At 51.2% G+C, this 18405-nt stretch carries 16 protein-coding genes; 8 read left to right on the top strand and 8 right to left on the bottom strand.

Annotated elements, in window-relative coordinates:
- Positions 1-22: 22 nt before the first annotated feature.
- From ACZ5M3_RS04985 to ACZ5M3_RS04970, 4 genes are all read left to right on the top strand, one after another.
- Complete coding sequence (locus ACZ5M3_RS04985) at positions 23-1186, top strand: glycosyltransferase family 4 protein (protein ID WP_464840551.1); 1164 nt, start codon at positions 23-25, stop codon at positions 1184-1186.
- A gap of 20 nt (positions 1187-1206) precedes the next feature.
- A complete protein-coding gene (locus tag ACZ5M3_RS04980; protein WP_464840550.1) occupies positions 1207-2424 on the top strand; it encodes a glycosyltransferase family 4 protein in 1218 nt (405 codons plus the stop codon).
- 4 nt (positions 2425-2428) lie between these two features.
- On the top strand, positions 2429-4021 hold the full coding sequence (locus tag ACZ5M3_RS04975; protein WP_464840549.1) for an alkaline phosphatase family protein: 1593 nt from the start codon (positions 2429-2431) through the stop codon (positions 4019-4021).
- Between the two features lie 361 nt (positions 4022-4382).
- The gene (locus ACZ5M3_RS04970; RefSeq protein ID WP_464840548.1) at positions 4383-5243 is read left to right on the top strand and encodes a cation diffusion facilitator family transporter; all 861 of its coding nucleotides are present in this window, start codon (positions 4383-4385) and stop codon (positions 5241-5243) included.
- Positions 5244-5303: 60 nt separating this feature from the next.
- Here ACZ5M3_RS04970 and mfnA read toward each other — a convergent pair whose 3' ends face one another.
- The 3 genes from mfnA to ACZ5M3_RS04955 are packed head-to-tail and all read right to left on the bottom strand — an operon-like array spanning position 5304 to position 7918.
- Entirely contained in the window at positions 5304-6455 is a 1152-nt protein-coding gene (mfnA, locus tag ACZ5M3_RS04965; protein ID WP_464840547.1) for a tyrosine decarboxylase MfnA, read from the bottom strand.
- A 37-nt stretch (positions 6456-6492) separates the two neighbouring features.
- Positions 6493-7668: a cation:proton antiporter gene (locus ACZ5M3_RS04960; protein WP_464840546.1), complete on the bottom strand. Its 1176-nt coding sequence runs from the start codon at positions 7666-7668 to the stop codon at positions 6493-6495.
- Position 7669: 1 nt separating this feature from the next.
- The gene (locus ACZ5M3_RS04955; RefSeq protein ID WP_464840545.1) at positions 7670-7918 is read right to left on the bottom strand and encodes a TIGR00304 family membrane protein; all 249 of its coding nucleotides are present in this window, start codon (positions 7916-7918) and stop codon (positions 7670-7672) included.
- A 75-nt stretch (positions 7919-7993) separates the two neighbouring features.
- Between ACZ5M3_RS04955 and ACZ5M3_RS04950 the strand changes: the two genes are divergently transcribed.
- Positions 7994-8692, top strand: a complete 699-nt coding sequence (locus ACZ5M3_RS04950) for an HAD family hydrolase (protein ID WP_464840544.1) — start codon at positions 7994-7996, stop codon at positions 8690-8692.
- Complete coding sequence (locus ACZ5M3_RS04945; RefSeq protein WP_464840543.1) at positions 8664-9317, top strand: diacylglycerol/polyprenol kinase family protein; 654 nt, start codon at positions 8664-8666, stop codon at positions 9315-9317. The genes ACZ5M3_RS04950 and ACZ5M3_RS04945 overlap by 29 nt, the downstream gene beginning before the upstream one ends.
- Before the next feature lie 57 nt (positions 9318-9374).
- Here the strand turns inward: ACZ5M3_RS04945 and ACZ5M3_RS04940 are convergent, their stop codons facing one another.
- Positions 9375-12788, bottom strand: coding sequence for a CARDB domain-containing protein (locus ACZ5M3_RS04940; RefSeq protein ID WP_464840542.1), 3414 nt, complete (start codon positions 12786-12788; stop codon positions 9375-9377).
- 127 nt (positions 12789-12915) lie between these two features.
- On the opposite strand from ACZ5M3_RS04940, the gene ACZ5M3_RS04935 reads away from it, so the two are divergent.
- Together ACZ5M3_RS04935 and ACZ5M3_RS04930 are read left to right on the top strand one after the other, a co-directional pair.
- Positions 12916-14874 carry an alpha-amylase/4-alpha-glucanotransferase domain-containing protein gene (locus ACZ5M3_RS04935; RefSeq protein ID WP_464840730.1) on the top strand — a complete coding sequence of 653 codons (1959 nt, stop codon included), beginning with the start codon at positions 12916-12918 and terminating at the stop codon, positions 14872-14874.
- 149 nt (positions 14875-15023) lie between these two features.
- Positions 15024-15449, top strand: coding sequence for a hypothetical protein (locus tag ACZ5M3_RS04930; protein ID WP_464840541.1), 426 nt, complete (start codon positions 15024-15026; stop codon positions 15447-15449).
- Here the strand turns inward: ACZ5M3_RS04930 and ACZ5M3_RS04925 are convergent.
- The 4 genes from ACZ5M3_RS04925 to ACZ5M3_RS04910 all read right to left on the bottom strand — a co-directional run bounded on the left by ACZ5M3_RS04925 (position 15439) and on the right by ACZ5M3_RS04910 (position 18351).
- A complete protein-coding gene (locus ACZ5M3_RS04925) occupies positions 15439-16095 on the bottom strand; it encodes a DUF257 family protein (RefSeq protein ID WP_464840540.1) in 657 nt (218 codons plus the stop codon). The genes ACZ5M3_RS04930 and ACZ5M3_RS04925 overlap by 11 nt on opposite strands.
- 58 nt (positions 16096-16153) lie before the next feature.
- On the bottom strand, positions 16154-17080 hold the full coding sequence (ttuA, locus tag ACZ5M3_RS04920; RefSeq protein WP_464840729.1) for a tRNA-5-methyluridine(54) 2-sulfurtransferase: 927 nt from the start codon (positions 17078-17080) through the stop codon (positions 16154-16156).
- Positions 17081-17144: 64 nt separating this feature from the next.
- Positions 17145-17756, bottom strand: coding sequence for a DUF257 family protein (locus ACZ5M3_RS04915; protein WP_464840539.1), 612 nt, complete (start codon positions 17754-17756; stop codon positions 17145-17147).
- Positions 17746-18351 (bottom strand): DUF257 family protein, encoded by a 606-nt coding sequence (locus ACZ5M3_RS04910; protein WP_464840538.1) that lies wholly within the window; start codon positions 18349-18351, stop codon positions 17746-17748. Before ACZ5M3_RS04910 ends, ACZ5M3_RS04915 begins: the two co-directional genes overlap by 11 nt.
- Between the last annotated feature and the right edge of the window lie 54 nt (positions 18352-18405).

Raw genomic sequence — 18405 nt, 5'->3', positions numbered from 1 at the left:
GTGTAAACTCAATAAAAAGGTGATGCTAATGAGAAGAAAAAAAGTCTTCATGCTACTCACTAATCCATTTAAACCGGATCCGCGTGTGTACAAGGAGGCTAAAACATTAGTGGAACTTGGTTTTGATGTATCTATAGTGGCATGGGATCGAGAAGGAAAATATCCATCTTATGAAACAGTTGAGGGGATTAATGTCTATAGGGTAATGCTCAACTCAAGATACGCTTCGTTTGTGGATTTTCTATTTAAATTGCCCTTATTTTACCTCAGGGCCTTTAAATACATTGTAAACAATCGAGAGGGAATTTATGCCATCCATGCAAACGATTTTGATACGGCACCTTTAGCTTTCTTTTTATCCCGTCTTCTTAAGGCAAAATTTATTTACGATATCCACGATTTGTATTATACTCGCATTTCCCTACTTGAAGAACGGGAGAAAGATACTCTCCTGAGAAAAATTCTCCGGAGGGCAGAAATCCTATTTGCCAAGCTGTCCGATTCAGTGATAACCGTAAGTAAATCTATAGGCGGAAAACATGGGGGGATTAAGGAGTTTCTCGTAAAGAATGGTGCCCTACCAGATAAGATATACGTGGTATGGAACACTCCTGATCTAAGGTTTTTCCCTCGATTAAAGCGAAAGAAGCATAAGGGAATCGTTGTGGGATATATTGGGACCATACGAAGTATCTCCAACTTCATTCCCCTTTTTGAAGTTGCCAGAAAAAATAGAGCATTAAAACTACTTTTCGTTGGGGGTGGTGCCTCTAAAGACAAGATTCGGGAAGTGGTGTCCAAACAGTATCCGGATATAAGTGTGAAATTTACCGGAGATGTTCCATACGAAAAAGTCTCGGAATATTACTCTCTCTGTGATGTAATTTACTCTGTTTATCCGATGACCGCCAACATTAAAATGGCATTGGCTGTCAAAATGTTTGAAAGCATAGCGGTTGGAGTTCCTGTGATAGTTAATAAGGATACATTGATGGAGGACTTTGTTAATATCTACAGATGCGGGATAGCAGTTGATATTAGGAGTAGTGATATTGAGGAGGCTCTTAATAATGTCGTAAAAATAAGACCTCCTGGGGAGTTAAGGAACAAATGGGGCTGGGGGAGGAATAAAAAGTCGATTAAGAAAGCATATCTTTTGGATTGGAAGAGGACTAACTTTTATTAAGGACTGCTATGTATCTTTTGTTGGGAGATAGGATGGAAGAACTATATAATAAAAGCCTTTTAATACTCACTAACTCATACCCCAACCGGGACAACTCACACTATGGAGGCATATTTGTCAAGGAGCAGGTAGATCACCTGAAAGACTATTTCAAAGAGATCTATGTCATATCACCACGGCCCTTAGGGGTTAACAGAAATCTTTGGGATTATGAATACGAGAATGTAAGGGTGTTCTTCCCAAGATTTTTCCATTTGCCGATTAATTATTTCAGAAGAAGACTCGGGGGGAATTTCTTTAAAGCCGCTTTGAAGGTTATAAAACGCGAAGGGCTTGAGTTTGATATCATTCATGCTCATTTCACGTGGCCGAGCGGGTATGCTGGAGTCAAACTTGCAGAGAAATTTGACATCCCTGTTGTTGTTACTGCTCATGGAAATGATGTTAGAATTCCCCTAACTAATTACATTGAAAGCTTTGATAATTTATTTCTCAGAAAAAAGCTAGAGCATGTAATAAAATCTGCAGATTTGATTTTAACACACCATGAAGAGTTATTTGATTTAATTATTGGTTCATATCCAAACTATAAATCCAAAATCAGGTTTTTGTACAAAGGTATCCCCTTAGAGAAATTTAATCCCTTTTCTTCTACTCTTCAGAAAAAGGCTGATGATCTTAGGAGATCCCTGGGAATAGATGACAGATTTGTAGTTTTATTTTTGGCGAGAATTGATTGGGATAAGGATCCCCTAACATTTGCTGGGGCTAGTAGAATATTAAAGGAATATGATGACATAGCCTTTGTAATGGTCGGAGATGGAAAGCTTAGAAAAGACTGCTTGGAGCTTAAAAATAGGTATGGATTGAATAACTTGTACATCATAGGTGGCCGTTCTGATACGGAAGTATGGTATGCAATGTCTGATATTTTTGTTGCACTATCTCCAGTGGAGAACATATGGTCTACCACGCTTCAAGAGGCGTTTTGCATGGGCTTGCCCTCCATTGTTACTAATGTAGGATACACCCCTAAAATACTAAAACACACAAAAGATGCTTTTTTGATACCTCCAGGAAATCCTCAAGCTCTTGCTGACGCAATTTTAAAATTAAAAACAGACGATGGTCTCAGAAAACAATTATCCGAGAATGTTCTTAAATGGAGAAAAAAATTTGACAACAAACATATTGCCAAAGAAATCGTCGAGATATATGGACAATTAATTTTGAGGTGATTACATGCCACAGAACGTTAAAGTGCTTGTAATAGGCCTTGACGGAGCCACATGGGAGGTAATTCTTCCTTTTGTGAAAGAGGGCAAACTTCCAACTTTCAAAAAGCTTCTCAACGAAGGCTCTTGGGGGATCCTAAAGAGCACTCTTCCTCCCGTTACTGTCCCTGCATGGCCTTCATTTGCCACCGGTAAGAATCCCGCCAAACTGGGTATTTATAATTTTGTAATAGTTGATAACAAAACGGGGAAAGTTCGTATTGTCAGGTCCTCTGATATAAAATCAAAAAAGATATGGGATTATCTAAGTTTCATAGGTAAAAACTCAATAGTACTCAATCACCCCGTTACATATCCACCTGAAAAGATTAACGGTATAATGGTCTCCGGGATGCTCACTCCACCAGATGCTAAAGACTATGTATATCCCCCCGATATCCTAGAAGATCTGGAAAAACTTGAATACATTATAGAACCTGACCCTGAGGTAGTTAAAACCAAATGGGATACTGAAGACTTCATAAGTGAGCTTATAAAAACAATACAAAAGAGAACAGAAGCAGTTGTACATTTAATGAAAAATTATCCCTGGGACTTTTTCTTTGTTTTATTTAGAGCTACGGATGTAGTTCAACACAAACAGTTTCAAAATAAAGAGAAACTGCTCAGAGTGTATACTGAAATAGACAAAAGTCTTAGTACTATACTTGAGGCTGTTCCGAGGAACACCATCGTCATTTTAATGTCCGACCATGGTTTTTGTGAGTTTAAAAAGTCTTTTAACATAACCAAATGGCTCTACGAAATGGGATATGTTAAACTTAAAAAGAAAAGTGTCCATATAGGAGGTGCAAAAGGATCAATTTTAACGAAGCTTGGAATTACCCAAACCTCTGTTCTGAGACTCCTAAGAAAACTTCGACTTGAGTGGATAAGAAAATATCTCCCCGTATCTATCAAATCAAAACTCCCTCCTTCCTCTGTAGAAATAGACCTTGGTGAAAGTGCTGTTTATCCCGGAATCTTGTTTACCGGGGCATCTCAATATCTATCAATTAATCGCGAAAAAGTTCGAGATAAGGAAGAATATGAAAAAATCAAAGAGAAACTAATCTCGAAGCTGTTGGACTTTAAAGATCCCGAAACAGGAGATTCTATTATTGAAGCTGTCTATAAAAAGGAGGAAGTGTATTCCGGCCCATATTTAAATGAAGCTCCGGACATTGTGTTCCTGTTAAAAAGAGGTTACAGTTTAACAACATCATTGGACTTAAATGCCCCAGTGGTTGAGAAAATTTCCTCCCCCTTTGGCACCCACCATACGGATGGCATATTCCTTGCGTATGGTCCTGGGATTAAAAGAGGACATGAGATTGGGCCTACAGAGATAATTGATATTGCTCCGACGATACTCCATATCTTTGGTCTACCCATTCCAAACGACATGGATGGCAGAGCTCTGGTGGAAATCTTTGAAGGGGGCTCAGAGTTTGCAAAAAGAAAGCCAAAATACGTTGATCCTGGTTATTATGGGAAGGAACATGGGGGTGAAAAGTTGAAACGGGTCATCAAAAACCTAAAACTGAAAGGGAAAATTTAACGGTTTTCTGCTTATTTCCATGTTTGAAGTCGTAGATTGTCTCTGTGGTATAAGTTTAAGAAGTTATTTATTTGAATTCCTATTGCGATGATGAGTGATGGGCGAACCGATTGATGAGGAAGGAAAGGTGATCGCTGAGCAACCCTTTTAAGGCCCATCCACTACCTTCCCCGGGATGATGACTTCAGCCTTGCCTGAGGCCCGTGATGATGGAGTGACGGACTGACCGCTCCGCTTATTTTTATGTCTCTTGAATTAGATTAGCCTAACAAAATTGGAAAACCTAATAAAGTTAAAGACCCGAACGGGAGACGGCAAGGTTTAAATATTATGTGCATATGCACAAAATAGTGGTGATACCGTGGAGGAGATATACAGGCCGATATGGGTCAGCATAATTGGGAACGTGGTGCTCTCGCTCATCAAGGTCATCGTGGGGCTCATGTATTCAAGCATAGCCCTAATCTCGGACGGAGTCCACTCCCTCAGCGACGTCATAACAAGCGTCATAGGCTACGCCGGAATAAGGATATCCTCCAAACCGCCGGACAGGAGTCACCCCTTCGGCCACTCCCGTTTTGAGCCTCTGGTGGCGTTCTTAATAGGCGAAGCGCTTCTCATAGTGGCCTACGAGATAGGGAGGGACGCCATCTACCGTATCCTCCACGGGGGCACTATCCAGGTCAATTCCTTGATGCTGGGCGTCACGGTTCTGTCTATCCTCTCCAAAGAGGCCATGTTCAGGTATTCCGTCCACGTCGGAAAAAAGCTCAACAGCCAGATACTCATAGCCGATGCGTACCATCACAGGAGCGACGCGCTGAGCAGCGTGGCCGTTCTCGTGGGGCTTGTCGCCCAGAGGTTTGGGTTTGGCTATGGCGACTCCCTGGCGGGTCTCTTTGTGACCCTGTTCCTCGTGAAGGTCTCGCTGGATATAATCCTGAGGAACCTCGGCTACCTGACCGGGCAGGCTCCGCCCTTTGAGGTATGTGAGACGATAAAGAAGACCGCCCTAAGCGTCCCGAACGTCCTCGGAGTCCACGATTTAAGGGCGCACTACGTTGGAAGCAAGCTCCATATTGAGCTCCACATCGAGGTTCCACCGGAACTCACGCTGAGGGAAGCCCACGACATCAGCGAGGAGGTGAAGCGGCGCATAGAGGATCTGCCCGAGGTGGATGTCGCCTTCGTCCACGTGGATATCAAGGGGGTCACGAAGTAACTTGACCAGCAGCCGGAAGAATCTCTTCACCTGAGTTTTAGTACCGCGATATTAAATACATTAATCCCGCACGACCTCCCTCAGATCCTCCAAGAACTTCTCCAGATGCTCCTTCTTCACGTGGGGCATCATGACTATCCTTATGTAGCCCCTGTGGGCGCTTATGCCCCAGCCGCGCCTCTTCAGCTCCTCCTCAACCTCCTCAAGGTTTTCGGTTCCAAAGGACACTATGTTGAGAACGGGCTCCCTGATGAGATAAACTCCGGGGATTTTTTTCAACTCGGCCGCGAACCATCTGCTCAGTCCCATCGCTTTCCCCACGACCTCCTTGTAGCCTTCGAACCCGAGGTGCTTTATCATCGCCCAGACGGCCAAAGCGCTTGCTCCCGGCCTCGTTCCGGTTATGGTCGCCTGCCACACCTTTCCGCCGGCCAGGTAGGGGGCGGGGACACTTATCGCCTCAAGGAATTTCTTTTCGCGGAAGATTATTCCCCCGGCCGGGATGGGCACCATCCCCATCTTGTGGGGGTCTATGGTTATGCTCTTCACACCCTTCAGCCTGAAGTCAAAGTCGGGGAGATCGTAGCCGAGCTCCTTTGCGAAGGGTATCACGAACCCCCCGAAGGCGGCATCCACGTGGAGCGGAAGGCCATAGTCGAGGGCCAGGTCACTTAAAGCTGGGATGTCGTCGACGACGCCCAGCCCGGTGGTGCCGGCGATGCCGATGATCCCTATGGTGTTGTCAGTGATTTTAGCCTCGACGTCCTTAACATCGACCGAATAGTCCTTCCTCAGCCCCGCCCAGACGAGCTTGACTCCGAGCATCTCGCTCGCCTTCAGGAAGGAGAAGTGGGCGCTCTCTGGGAGTATCAGCTCGGGGTTCTCGGTCCCGGCGATGTTCCTGAAGGCCCGCACCGCCAGGATGTTGGCCTCGGTGCCGCCGGAGACTATGTGCCCGTAGCCCTTTTCCAGACCCAGGAGGTTCGACAGCATCTCAACGGCTTCCTCCTCGACCCTCTGGCTCCCCACGTGGAGGCCGGGATCACCGAGGTTCCTGTCTATGTACCTCCTGACGATTTCAACTGCAAAGGGGTGAGGGTAGGTGCACATCGAGCCAAGGATTCTCCCCGAGTCAAAGGTCAAATCTAAAGACGTTTTTTCCTCAAGCTCCTCCAGAACCTCCTTTTCGCCCGCGCCTTTTCTCGGGAACATCCTCTCACCAGCCTGGCACTACTCCTCGGGGAGGGATTTAAGCTTTTGCCCTCTGGATGTAGGTCTTGAAGAACAGGGGGGTCGTCAGCGCGGTCAGCATCGAGACTGTTATGAAGCTGGCAAAGAGAACCTGATCTATTAAGCCAGCGCTGAGGCCAAAGGTCAGTATGGCCAGCTCCAGGCTCCCCCTCCCGCCCATGCCTATGCCGACGAGTATTGAGTCCCTCCAGCTGAGGCCGAAGATTTTGCTCCCCAGACCGCATCCGAAGAGCTTTCCGAAAACCGCGGAGAGATAGAGTGTCCCTATGAGGGCAAGGCTCATCCCCGCAGTGGGGGGGTTGAACATGAGCCCGACGTAGATGAAGAACAGGGGTATGAAGAACTCAGTGAGAACCACCTGAAGGTCCTCTATCAGCTCGTTCAACTTTATCCTGGTGACCACGAGGGGGTCTTTCCTTTCCCTCAGCCTGCTTATTGTAAGGCCTGCAAGGTAGGCTCCGATTATCTGGTTGAGGCCGGCTTTCTCGGCTATGATTGCAAGTGCAAAGGTTAGGATAAGGGTGAAGGTGAAGAAGACGTTGAGGTTTCTGACGATTGAGTAGAACCACCTCGCCCTCTTGAAAACGTACTCCGAGATTAGCAGTGTGGCCGCTATGAACGCGAATATCTTGACGGTCAGAATCCCAAAGGAGACAGGATCAAGGCCGCCGCCGGCGAGGGCCGTTATGATGCCTATGAGATAGACCGCCATTATATCGTCCGCGAAGGCCGCCCCCATGATAATGGACGAGATCTCCCTCTTGACCCGCTCCTTGGCCAGTACACCGCTCGTCACCTCTATTGCCGTGTTTCCGAGGGTTATTCCAATGAATATTGCCGCCGTCGTGCCCTTGCCGAAGTACATCACGGTGAGAAATCCGAAAATGAACGAGAACGCAACTCCGAGGCTGGCAACCACAACGGCCTTCTTGGTGTTCTGGGCTATCGCGGAGAAGTTGCTGGTGAGCCCCATGTAGAGCATCATCATTATCAGCCCGAACTCCGCCAGAACCCCCAGTTCCTCCGTCGGTTCAATAACGCCCAGTACAAAAGGCCCCAGGAGAACACCTGTGAGGACGTGGGCTATTATCGGGTGTATCCCGACCCTCTCAAAGAGCCATTCAATGCTCTTTGCTACGACCAGCAGAATTGCCAGCGCGGGCAGGAATTCCACGTCATCCCCTCCTCGCCAGCAGGGCGCCTATTATCCAGAGTGCCATCAGTATTATTGCGAGTATTACTGCGATGCCCACACCCCTGCCCGTCCCGAAGATTATCGGTATGGGGCCTATCATTATGACCCCGCCGCCTTCAACTTCGCCATCGCCACCGAGGGCCGATACCGCGGTTCCAATAAAGACTAGCAAGAATCCGAGCAGTATCATCCCCATGCCCGTCAGTATGAGCAGGCTCCCCTTGTCCATACGTTGAAGACTCTCTCCTCATCTTTTAAAACTTAACCCAAAGGGTTTAAATGCCGGGGAGTCAAACTCTCCAACATGCTTGTGCTCGTTGACCTCGACGATACCCTGTGCAATACGTGGGAGGCCGGGAAGTACACGATACTCCGCCTCATTCCTTTCCTGCTGAAACGGAGGAAGTTTAAGGCGTTCTTTTACATACTCACCGCCCGCTACCGCGAGCTGGAGCAGTCCAGGGAGCTCCACATGATGGACCTCGATAAAATCGTTGAGAGGCTCCTCCGGAAGATGTACGCCGGCATCTCGCCCGAGGAGCTCGATCAGATCCAGGAGCTAGTGGACAGAGTCTTTTTCTCGAACCTGAGGCTCTTTCCGGATGCGCTTCCCTTTCTGGAGGGCCTGAAATCCCTTGGTGCCAGGGTGGTCCTGATAACGGACTCCTCGACAAGATGGCAGAGAAAGAAGCTTGAATACCTCGGCATAAAGGACTACTTCGATGCACTTGTAATCAGCGGGGAGACGGGGCACAGCAAGCTCGACCCCCACAACTTCCGCCTGGCGAGGCGGCTCTTTCCCCACGAGGATGAGGTCTACATGGTCGGAGACAGGGACGATACGGATATGCGTGGCGGGAAGGAGATAGGCGCAACCACGATACTCGTCCGCAGGGGGTATTTCAAGGGGAGGCTGGCAAAGCACGCTGATTACGTGGTCAAAGACCTCACGGAGGCCTTGGAGGTGATAAGACGTGAGCATGAAAAACGAGCTGAAGCGTAAATCCCTCCATCTCACAGGGCTGGTGGTCCCCCTTTTCTACGGTTTATTTGGCAGGGAAGTCACCCTCACCCTCATAGGTGTGGCCTTCTTCCTCTTCGTCGTGCTCGAACCCTTCAGGATAATTGAGGAGTTAAGGGACAACATCAAGAGGAGGCTCAAGATATACGTTGACAGCGATGTCATCGAACGCGTTGAGGTTCTGGAGAAGCAGATACGGGAGATAACGAGGGAGCACGAACGCTACCGCGTGGCGGCCCACATATACTTTGCCGCGGCGGCATTCATAGTGGTGTACTTCTTCCCTCCCGAGATAGCCGTGGGTGCAATAACAGTCGCCACGGTTGGGGATGCCCTCGCCGCCATAGTCGGCAAGTCCTTCGGGAGGCACAGGTTCAGCAACGGTAAAAGCCTTGAGGGAAGCCTCTCCTACTTCATCTCCGGACTTCTGATTCTCTGGCCCCTTGTGGGGCCCCTCCTGGCGGTTCTCGGTTCCCTGACTGGCATGCTGGTGGAGTTCTACGGTCTCCCTCCGGGAAAGGATCCCCGAGAACAGCTGGACGACAACTTTTCAAACCAGCTGGCGATAGCGGTTGTGCTGTATCTAGCGGGGCTTTTCATGGCTTGATTCTTTCATTCCATTTCCCGATGGAGCGTATAAATATGTAGAAAAGAACAAGGGAAGTCACTCTATGGTGACCGTGGCGAACTTGGTAAACGTGTCCTCGTCGCCCCACTCCTCGCCGGGTGCTTTGTCCTTGACGGCATCCTGGAGCGGCAGGCTGTCAACGGCAGAATCGCCGGCACCCTGTCCCGTCACGTATGCCACAATACTGAGCTTCTCCGGCTTTCCTCCGAGGGCCTCCCATGGGATGGCTATCTCAAGTGTCTGGAGTCCGTCCTCGGCCCCTCCGGTGTAGGCGTAGAATCCCACCCATTTGAGCTCCTCGTACTTCCATGCCGAGCCGTCCCATACGACGAACTGTGCGCTGGTTATGTTGCTGGTTCCCTTGTCCCCGAAGAACTCGCCGTTCCAGAAGAAGTACAGTTCTGCGTCCACACCCTGGCTGAAGCCGATCTTTCTGCCCCACGCGTCGGTTCCGGCGGTGTAGCCCCCATCCTTGTAGTCCATCGCTATGCCGTAAGCCACCCTCCACGAGGCCTTGTTCTCCGTTGTGAGGGCTATGTAGAGGAACTGGTCGTCGTAGTCAACGTAGAGGGCCTTGAGGTTCGCACCGTCCTGGCCAAAACCGGTATCATCCACGGCCACGGGCTGGACGTCCCAGTCGTCCAGGTTGCCGTCTATGGTCTTTGTGAGGTTCTTGGCTAGCTCCTGCATGTGCTTCTCCTTCTCAAGCTCACCGCTCTTCGCCTTTTCTACCATGCCCTCCATCTCTCTGACTATCTTCTTAAGTCCGGTGTAGGCACGGTATATCTTGAGGGAAGCACCGAACGCATAGCTTGGCTGGTCTATCAGCGCCTTTCCATCGTTGTACAGCTTCAGGAGGTCCATGACCTCGTCTTGGATCTTGTTGAGGCGGTCCTTCATTTCGTCAGTCAGCGGCAGGTTGCTGAGCTCCTTCATGAGGGCGTCGTAGTTCTCGTAGTCTTTCTCGAAGTGCCTTATTCCGTAGAACCTGTTGAGCATCACGAACGAGTTCTGGTACTGGATGAGCCTCTGCATCTTGACGCTGACGAGGTTCGCGCTCTCGATTATGTTCTCCATCCTGATTTTGACGTAGTAGTCCGGAATGTTGTCTGAAAGCTCCGCCGTGGTGCTCGGCTCCTTGGTGATGGTGTCCACTATGTCGCTTATTCCATCGTTTGCGAAGGGGTCTCCAAAGTTCCAGACGGCCGGGCCATAGCTAAACCCGGTAGCCACCTGGAAGCTGAACTCTTTGGCCCCTCCGAAGACGCTCAGCGGGATTCTTACCTCAACGGTATTCTTGCGGAGGTTGACCCCAACGAGTGCGCCGTTGACCTGGACGATGTTTCCGGAGGGATCTACGAAGTACAGCAGGGAGGTCTTGCTGGTCCCGGCGGAGGCCACGGCATAGGTCTGACCTGTGTACTGGCTCCCGCCGAGGTTTACGGCCATCTGGATGTCCCACTGGAGGACTCCGCTGGTGTCCATTTCACCGGCAAACCACGTGGCTCCACCGTCCTTGTAGTCTATCGGAACGGCTATGAAGGTCGCTCCGTTGTCGCCTATCTTTATGTTGCTCATGTTGGCGAACTTGAAGAGGAAGTACACGTAGCGGTCGTCCTTGGTGACACCGACCTCCGTCAGATCTGCGTGGGCTGAAGTTCCGCCCGGCAGGTACTGGTCTTTGTCGTGCCTCTGGTCGTTTGTGGCATCGCGCCAGATGAAGAAGCCGTTCTGAACGATGTATGAGTTTGGAGCGAGGGTGGCCGCCAGCCAGTCGTCCGGATTTCCATCGACGTCTATGTTGCCCACCCAGACAACCTGGACATCCATGGTGAACTCGTTGTTGTTTTCGTTGGCCTCGGGGATTAGGTTGTCCTCGTCAACGACCGCCCTTATGGTGTAAGTTCCGGTGGCGTTCGGAGTCCAGGTAAAGGTGAACCACCTGCTCTCCCCCGGCCCGAGGTCGACCGTCCAGTTCGTGTAGAGGTTGCCGTCGATATAGACCCTAACGCTCGCGTTCTGGGCAGGCAGGGAGCCCTCGTTCCTGACGGTGACGTTGTAAACCGCGTTTCTGTTGAGGCCGACGACTCCCGGCCCCGTGACGCTCGTCGTGAGGTCGGCCATCAAAAACCACTCGCAGACGAGCATGTTGGTGAACACATCGGTGTCTCCCCATTCGTTTCCAATGTTGGTGTAGTCTATGGCCGGATCCACGGGGAGGCTGTCAACGGCAGAGCCGCTGCTACCTGTAACCCAGGCCATAACCGCGAACCTGGAGTGCTTGCCACCGAGGGCGCTCCACGGTATCCTTATCTCCACGGTCTGGAGGCCGGTGGAGGTGTCTCCCGTGTAGGCAAAGCTCCCCCCAACACCGCTTATGCTGTTATATGTCCAGCCGCCTCCTGTCCATGTGTTGAAGTTGTCCGTACCCATTCCGGTATTCCATCCCCACCAGAAGTAAATCTCGTAATCAACCGCAAAACCGTTGGAGAACTCAACACTCCTTCCCCACGAGTCCCCACCGCTGGTATAACCGTTTCCTGTCCCGGGGTCAACGTCTATTCCTATTCCGTAGGCAACGTCCCAGCTTCCGGTGTTGTTGGTCTTTATCGCGATGTAGAGGTACTGGTCGTCCCACGAGACGTAAAGCCTGTCGAGATTCGCTCCAGCCTGCCCGTTGTCCCTTCCGGCCACCATGAGGTCTGCATCGCTCCAGTCACTCAGGTCGCCGTCGATGGTCTTCGTGCCGACGTATATCTCGGCTAGGGTGGTGAACACATCGGTGTCTCCCCATTCGTTTCCAATGTTGGTGTAGTCTATGGCCGGATCCACGGGGAGGCTGTCAACGGCAGAGCCGCCGCTTCCGGTGACCCAAGCCATTATCGCTATCTTGTTGGGCTTTCCGCCGAGGGCAGACCAGGGGATCTTTATCTCAATGGTCTGGAGACCAACTGATGTATCCCCGGTGTAAGCGAAGCTTCCTCCGACACCGCTTATGCTGTTATATGTCCAGCCGCCTCCTGTCCATGTGTTGAAGTTGTCCGTACCCATTCCGGTATTCCATCCCCACCAGAAGTAAATCTCGTAATCAACCGCAAAACCGTTGCTGAAGTTTATCTGCCTGCCCCAGGAGTCGCTCGAACCGGTGTATCCGTTTCCTGTCCCGGGGTCAACGTCTATTCCTATTCCGTAGGCAACGTCCCAGCTTCCGGTGTTGTTGGTCTTTATCGCGATGTAGAGGTACTGGTCGTCCCACGAGACGTAGAGCCTGTCAAGATTCGCCCCTGCGAGTCCTGTATCCTGACCCACGGCCACGAGATCAGAGGAAGTCCAGTCGCTTAGGCTTCCGTCTATGATCTTGGTTCCGTAGAGGGCACTTGCAAACCTGCCAAAAGGCACCAGGCTGAGAACAAGGATGGCTATCAATACAAACGTCGTGGTTTTCCTCACACCACACACCTCCGATGGTGTATAGTCCCCAAGGGTGTACGGTAGTCACCGTTAGTGAATATTTGGAGAAAAAGGTTTATATGCTTTTCTTTCCATATCACCGGTAGTGATAACAGGGGTGGTTGCCATGGTGAACTTCATATTCGGGATCCATAACCATCAGCCTCTCGGTAACTTCGGTTGGGTCTTGGAGAGTGCCTACGAGCGCTCCTACAGGCCATTCATGGAGACACTTGAAGACTACCCGAACATGAAGGTCGCGGTTCACATAAGCGGTCCCCTCCTTGAGTGGCTGGAGGAGAACCGTCCGGAGTATGTTGACCTTCTCCGCTCCCTTGTCCGGAAGGGGCAGCTTGAGATAGTCGTCGCCGGCTTTTACGAACCCGTTCTGGCGGCGATCCCGAAGGAGGACAGAATAGAGCAGATAAGACTTCTGAAGGACTTCGCCAAAAAGCTAGGCTACGAGGCCAGGGGCGTCTGGCTGACCGAGCGCGTGTGGCAGCCCGAGCTGGTCAAGAGCCTCCGCCAGGCCGGTATAGAGTACGTTATCGTTGACGATTACCACTTCATGAGCGCAGGTTTGGCCAAGGAGAAGCTCTTCTGGCCGTACTATACCGAGGATGGTGGGGAAGTAATAGCGGTTTTTCCGATAGACGAGAAGCTGCGCTACCTCATACCATTCCGTCCGGTTGAGAAGACTGTGGAGTACCTCCACTCCCTCGACGACGGCGACGAGAGCAAGGTTGCCGTTTTCCACGATGACGGCGAGAAGTTCGGCGTCTGGCCGGGAACCCACGAGTGGGTATATGAAAAAGGCTGGCTCAGGAAGTTCTTTGATAGAATTTCAAGCGATGAGAGGATAAATCTAACCCTCTACTCCGAGTATCTTTCGAGATTTAAGCCGAGGGGCATAGTGTACCTTCCGATAGCTTCCTACTTCGAGATGAGTGAGTGGTCACTGCCCGCGGAGCAGGCGAAACTCTTCGTCGAATTCGTGGAGACGCTGAAGCAGCATGGAAAGTTTGAGAAATACCGGGTCTTCGTCCGCGGCGGGATCTGGAAGAACTTCTTCTTCAAGTACCCGGAGAGCAACTACATGCACAAGAGGATGCTCATGGTCAGCAGGCTGGTGAGGGAAAACCCGGAGGCCAGGCACTTCCTTCTTAAGGCCCAGTGCAACGATGCCTACTGGCACGGCGTCTTTGGGGGTGTCTATCTCCCCCACCTCAGGAAGGCCGTCTGGGAGAACCTCATCCGGGCGAACAGCTATGTGAAGATTGGAACCCTCTTGAGGGACATAGACTTCGACGGACATGACGAGGTCTTTCTGGAGAACGAGCGCTTTTATGCAGTGTTTAAACCCTCCTACGGTGGGGCGCTCTTCGAGCTGAGTTCAAAGAAAAAGGCGGTCAACTACAACAACGTTCTCGCGAGGCGGTGGGAACACTATCACGAGGTTCCCGAGGCGGCCACCCCGGATGAGGGCGGTGACGAGGGAGTTGCAAGCATACACGAGCTGGGCAAAAAGATTCCCGATGAGATAAGGCGTGAACTGGCCTACGACAGCTATCTAAGGGCGATCCTTCAGGACCACTTCCTCGACCCGGAGACGGATATAGACGAGTACCGCCTTGCGAGATACCTGGAGCTCGGTGACTTCGTGAAGGGGGCGTACGATTACAGAACCTTCGATGGGGGCGTCACCCTCTGGCGCGAGGGAACCGTCTCTGGAAGGGCTGCACGGGTTGAAAAGTCATTCCATCTGGAGGAGGAGGGCTTCAGCGTTGACTACGCAGTAAAGAGTGATGCCAAGGCCATGTTCGGCGTCGAGATCAACTTGGCCGTCCACAGCGTCATGGAGAGGCCCGAGGAGTTCGAGGCGAAGAGCTTTGAGGTGAACGATCCCTACGGCATCGGAAAGGTGGAGATAGAGCTTGACAGGAAGGCGAGGGTCTGGAAGTACCCGATAAAGACCCTCAGTCAGAGCGAAGCCGGATGGGACTTCATCCAGCAGGGCGTCAGCTACACCCTGCTGTTCCCCATGGACGGGGATTTGAGATTCAGGGTTAGATTCAGGGAGCTCTAAGTTTTTAACTCCTTGTTCTTAACAATTTCCAAAATATTTTTAAGGCCGCTTTTCTACTTTAAATGGTGATATGATGATAGAGGACGCCGCGAGGAACGCCGTCATAGGTCAGGTGGTTCTGATATTGGCCGGGCTCGCTGGGGGGCTTCTTGGGTTTTCTGGTCTCTCTATTCGGGTTTGGGGCGTATGCCCTCGGGATGAACGGCTTTGCGGAGGTCTTCGGGGAGAACAGAATATTCAGGTTTGTCGTGTTTGCCGTCGTGACGTCGCTGGCCGCGGCAGTGGTTCTTCTGGCGGGATCATTCAGGGCGGGCATGCTTCTCTTTGCGGTGGCGTATCTTTTCGAGATACTCGCCAACTACTACCTGTACCGCGCCTCGGGCGTTCCCGCGGTGATATGGGGATACGTCCTTATCCTGCTTGGGCTCCCGCTCCTTCTGGTCTACATCGGAGTGCTCCTCATCATCGCGGGCAGGGTCATGGTCATATACGGCTACTATTCGATTCCGGAGATGTACAGAATAAGAAGAAAAGCGAGGCAGCATATGCAGGCCAGCGATTCCCTTACACCCTGACGGTCATTCCCTCCAGCCTGCGGTTTACTGATTTGACCACGTGGAATTCGGTGATCTTGTCTTTCTTTGATACCCTTATCACAGTGGTCGCGATGTCCTCCAGGAGGCTTATGACGGACTGTTTGCTGGGGTCTATGATGCTGGTCTTCACCAGGTGGATCCCCAGCCGTCTCTCATCCCCGACGTATTTGGACATCAGTCTGATTATGGCCTGGACGTTCTTTGATGAGAACTCGGAGGCTATGAAGAGCTTCTCCAGCCCGAGGACGATCGTCAGTATGGGCTCATCTGAGGTCAAAGCCTTTTCGTAGGCTTCCTTGAACTTCTTTATCAGAATTGCGGGCTCGGAGACGTTCTCAATGGTTCCAACGACCCTTCCCGTTCGGATCTTTCCTCCGATTTTGATAACAGCCACTCTGTCGAATATTTCCGTGTTTATGCCCGTGAGCTTTGCTTTGGCCTTTAGGAGGTGGAAGGAGTCGAAGACATCCACCACGATGATTTTATACCCCTTGCCCTCTCCCCAGGTGAGCAGCTGGTACAGTCCGAAGTACTGGTCCCTGCTGTCGGTTCGTTCTATGACGACGAGCTCCCCCATTTTTAGGGACTCCCAGAGACTCGTTATGAGGGTATCTGGCACGTCCATACACATTCCCTCCGAACGTTACTGCATTCACTGGTGCACTATTGTACTTAGTGAACCCTTAAATACCTTCCCTTGTCCTCAGCTTGAAGCTCAGGGGCTCCTCCCTGCGCCAGAACCTGCAGAACGAGCACACCTCTCCGCTCGACGGCATTCCGCATACCCTGCACTCCCTCAGCTCTGCCTCCTGGAGCTCGGCTTCGAAGAGGCCCTTCTTCCTCAGGTAGCCCTTCACGAAGTTGATTTTGGTTCCCGGCCTCTTCTCCTCCATCTCGTTGAGTATGCCCTTGTACTCTATGGTCGGCGCCCCAACCGCGTGGGGACATTCCTCGATGTGGTACTCTATGCCGTTCGCCAGGGCGTAGGCGACCACCTCCCTCTCGGTCAGCTCGTAGAGCGGCTTTATCTTCTTCACGAGCTTTCCGTTGAACTGTTCCGGAGTTATCGGTCCCTGTTTTGCCAGGTACTGCGTGTTCCAGTTCATCAGGTTGGCGAATATGAAGCTCGCCTCGTCGTCGAGGTTGTGGCCGGTGGCAACGACGTCGAAGCCGTTGTCGTAGGCGAACTTGTTGAAGATGTAGCGCTTGGTCAGGCCGCAGTAGGAACAGGTGGGTCTGCGTGTTCTCACTTCCCCGATGCCCTTTCCGAGCAGCTCTTTAACGCGGACGATGTGTAGGGGGACTTCGAGCTTTCCGCACTGTTTTCTCGCGTATTCCTCGCTCTTCTCGGAGTACTCGCCTATCCCCAGGTTGATGTGGAGGCACTCGATGTCGTAGCCGAGCTTCCTGAGGACGTGGGCGGTAACGGCGGAGTCCTTCCCGCCGCTCACCACGACCAGAATCCTCTCGCCCGGTCTGATCAACTTGTAGCGTTCTATCGTCCTCTTCACCTTCCTCTCGAAGTACTCGGTGAAGTGCTCGGGGCAGAGGTAGGTTCTCGGGTAGTGGAGCTTGATGAAGGCCGGTCTCTCGCAGAACTTGCACCTCATTGGCATTTCATCTCACCAAAAATAGAGGAGGTGGTGGCCTTTTAATTTTAATCCCTAAACGCGGTCATATTTCCAGGCTCATGCCCTCCTCTTCCAGATGGGGGGACTTGGCTATTAGAACCCTCCCATCATTTTTGACGATGAGGACGCGTGTAAACGCCTCCTCAAGAAGGGCCAGATACATGCCCTCGACCATCTCTCGGTTGACAAAATAGAAAGTTATCCTTTTGGAGTTTCCGACGAAAGCCGAAGCGAGATTGGATAGGGCAAGTATAAAACGCCTATTGTTGTTTTGGAGTGGTATCAGTCTTTCGGGGTTCAGTATCACCGTAACAGTCTCCGGGTTTTTCGAGTAACGCTCCCGCAACTTCTGGGTAAACCTGCTTAGGAATATTCCGGGATCCTTGTGGGGGTCTACTTCGAGTATTACCCTGCCCCATTGGGAAGTTCCCCCTGCTCTTATCCTGGCGATGTTGTCCGGGACGGAGGTTCCGGAGATGCTGAGCCACCTCAGGATTGGCATGAGGGAGTCTATTATGTCGATTACCAGCATGTTGTTCCAGCCGTAGTTTGTCCCTATGCGGTGGAAGATAACCGGATGTTTTGAGAGTGATGTATGCTCTATGAGGACGCTTTCTCCGGGCTTTATGGTTCCGAGGTACTCCTCAAATCTCATCCTCGCTCACCTCCGGGAATTTCAGCAGTTCCACCCGTCTTCCAGAAACCCGGAGGACATAGTCTGAGTCCTGTTCAAGCCCCTTCCTGAGGTACTCGGAAGCTATGCTGGTGTTCAGGAACAGGAAGTTCATCTTACATCTGATCGGGAGGTATCTCCGGGTTACGGTTTCAAAGTACCTTTCGAGCTTTGGAGGGTCGTCGAGAAAAGTAAATGAGAACTTCTCCATCCCAAGGACTATTGTGTGATTTCTGCTCTTTTCGGGGACGTTCTTCGCCAGCCGTCCGTAGGATGCCAGATGGTGTTCAAAGTCCTCTATGACATCCACCAAGCCGAGTACGTTTCCTATCCTTATTGTCCCCTTCTCCTTTATCACTGGCACGTCATCAAGTTTAAGGCTCAAACCTGCAAACCTGAGGTTCTGCGTGAAGATGTGAAGGGTGTCCCATATGTCGACTATCAGTGGGGTTACTCCCACTTCTCTCCATCCCATTAGTATCTCGTAGAATATCCTCTCGGGATGGTCCGTTGAGCGGTACTCTACCAGGGCAATGCCGTCCTTCTTTCGCAAAAGTCGTTGAATTATCTCGCTCATGCCAAACCACTCATACCAACATCCGCGCTGGATCTAAATATACCTTGTGGGTAC

Source organism: Thermococcus coalescens, assembly GCF_055392585.1.
Note: the sequence above shows the minus strand (reverse complement) of the source record. Positions and strands in the feature narration are given on the sequence as shown.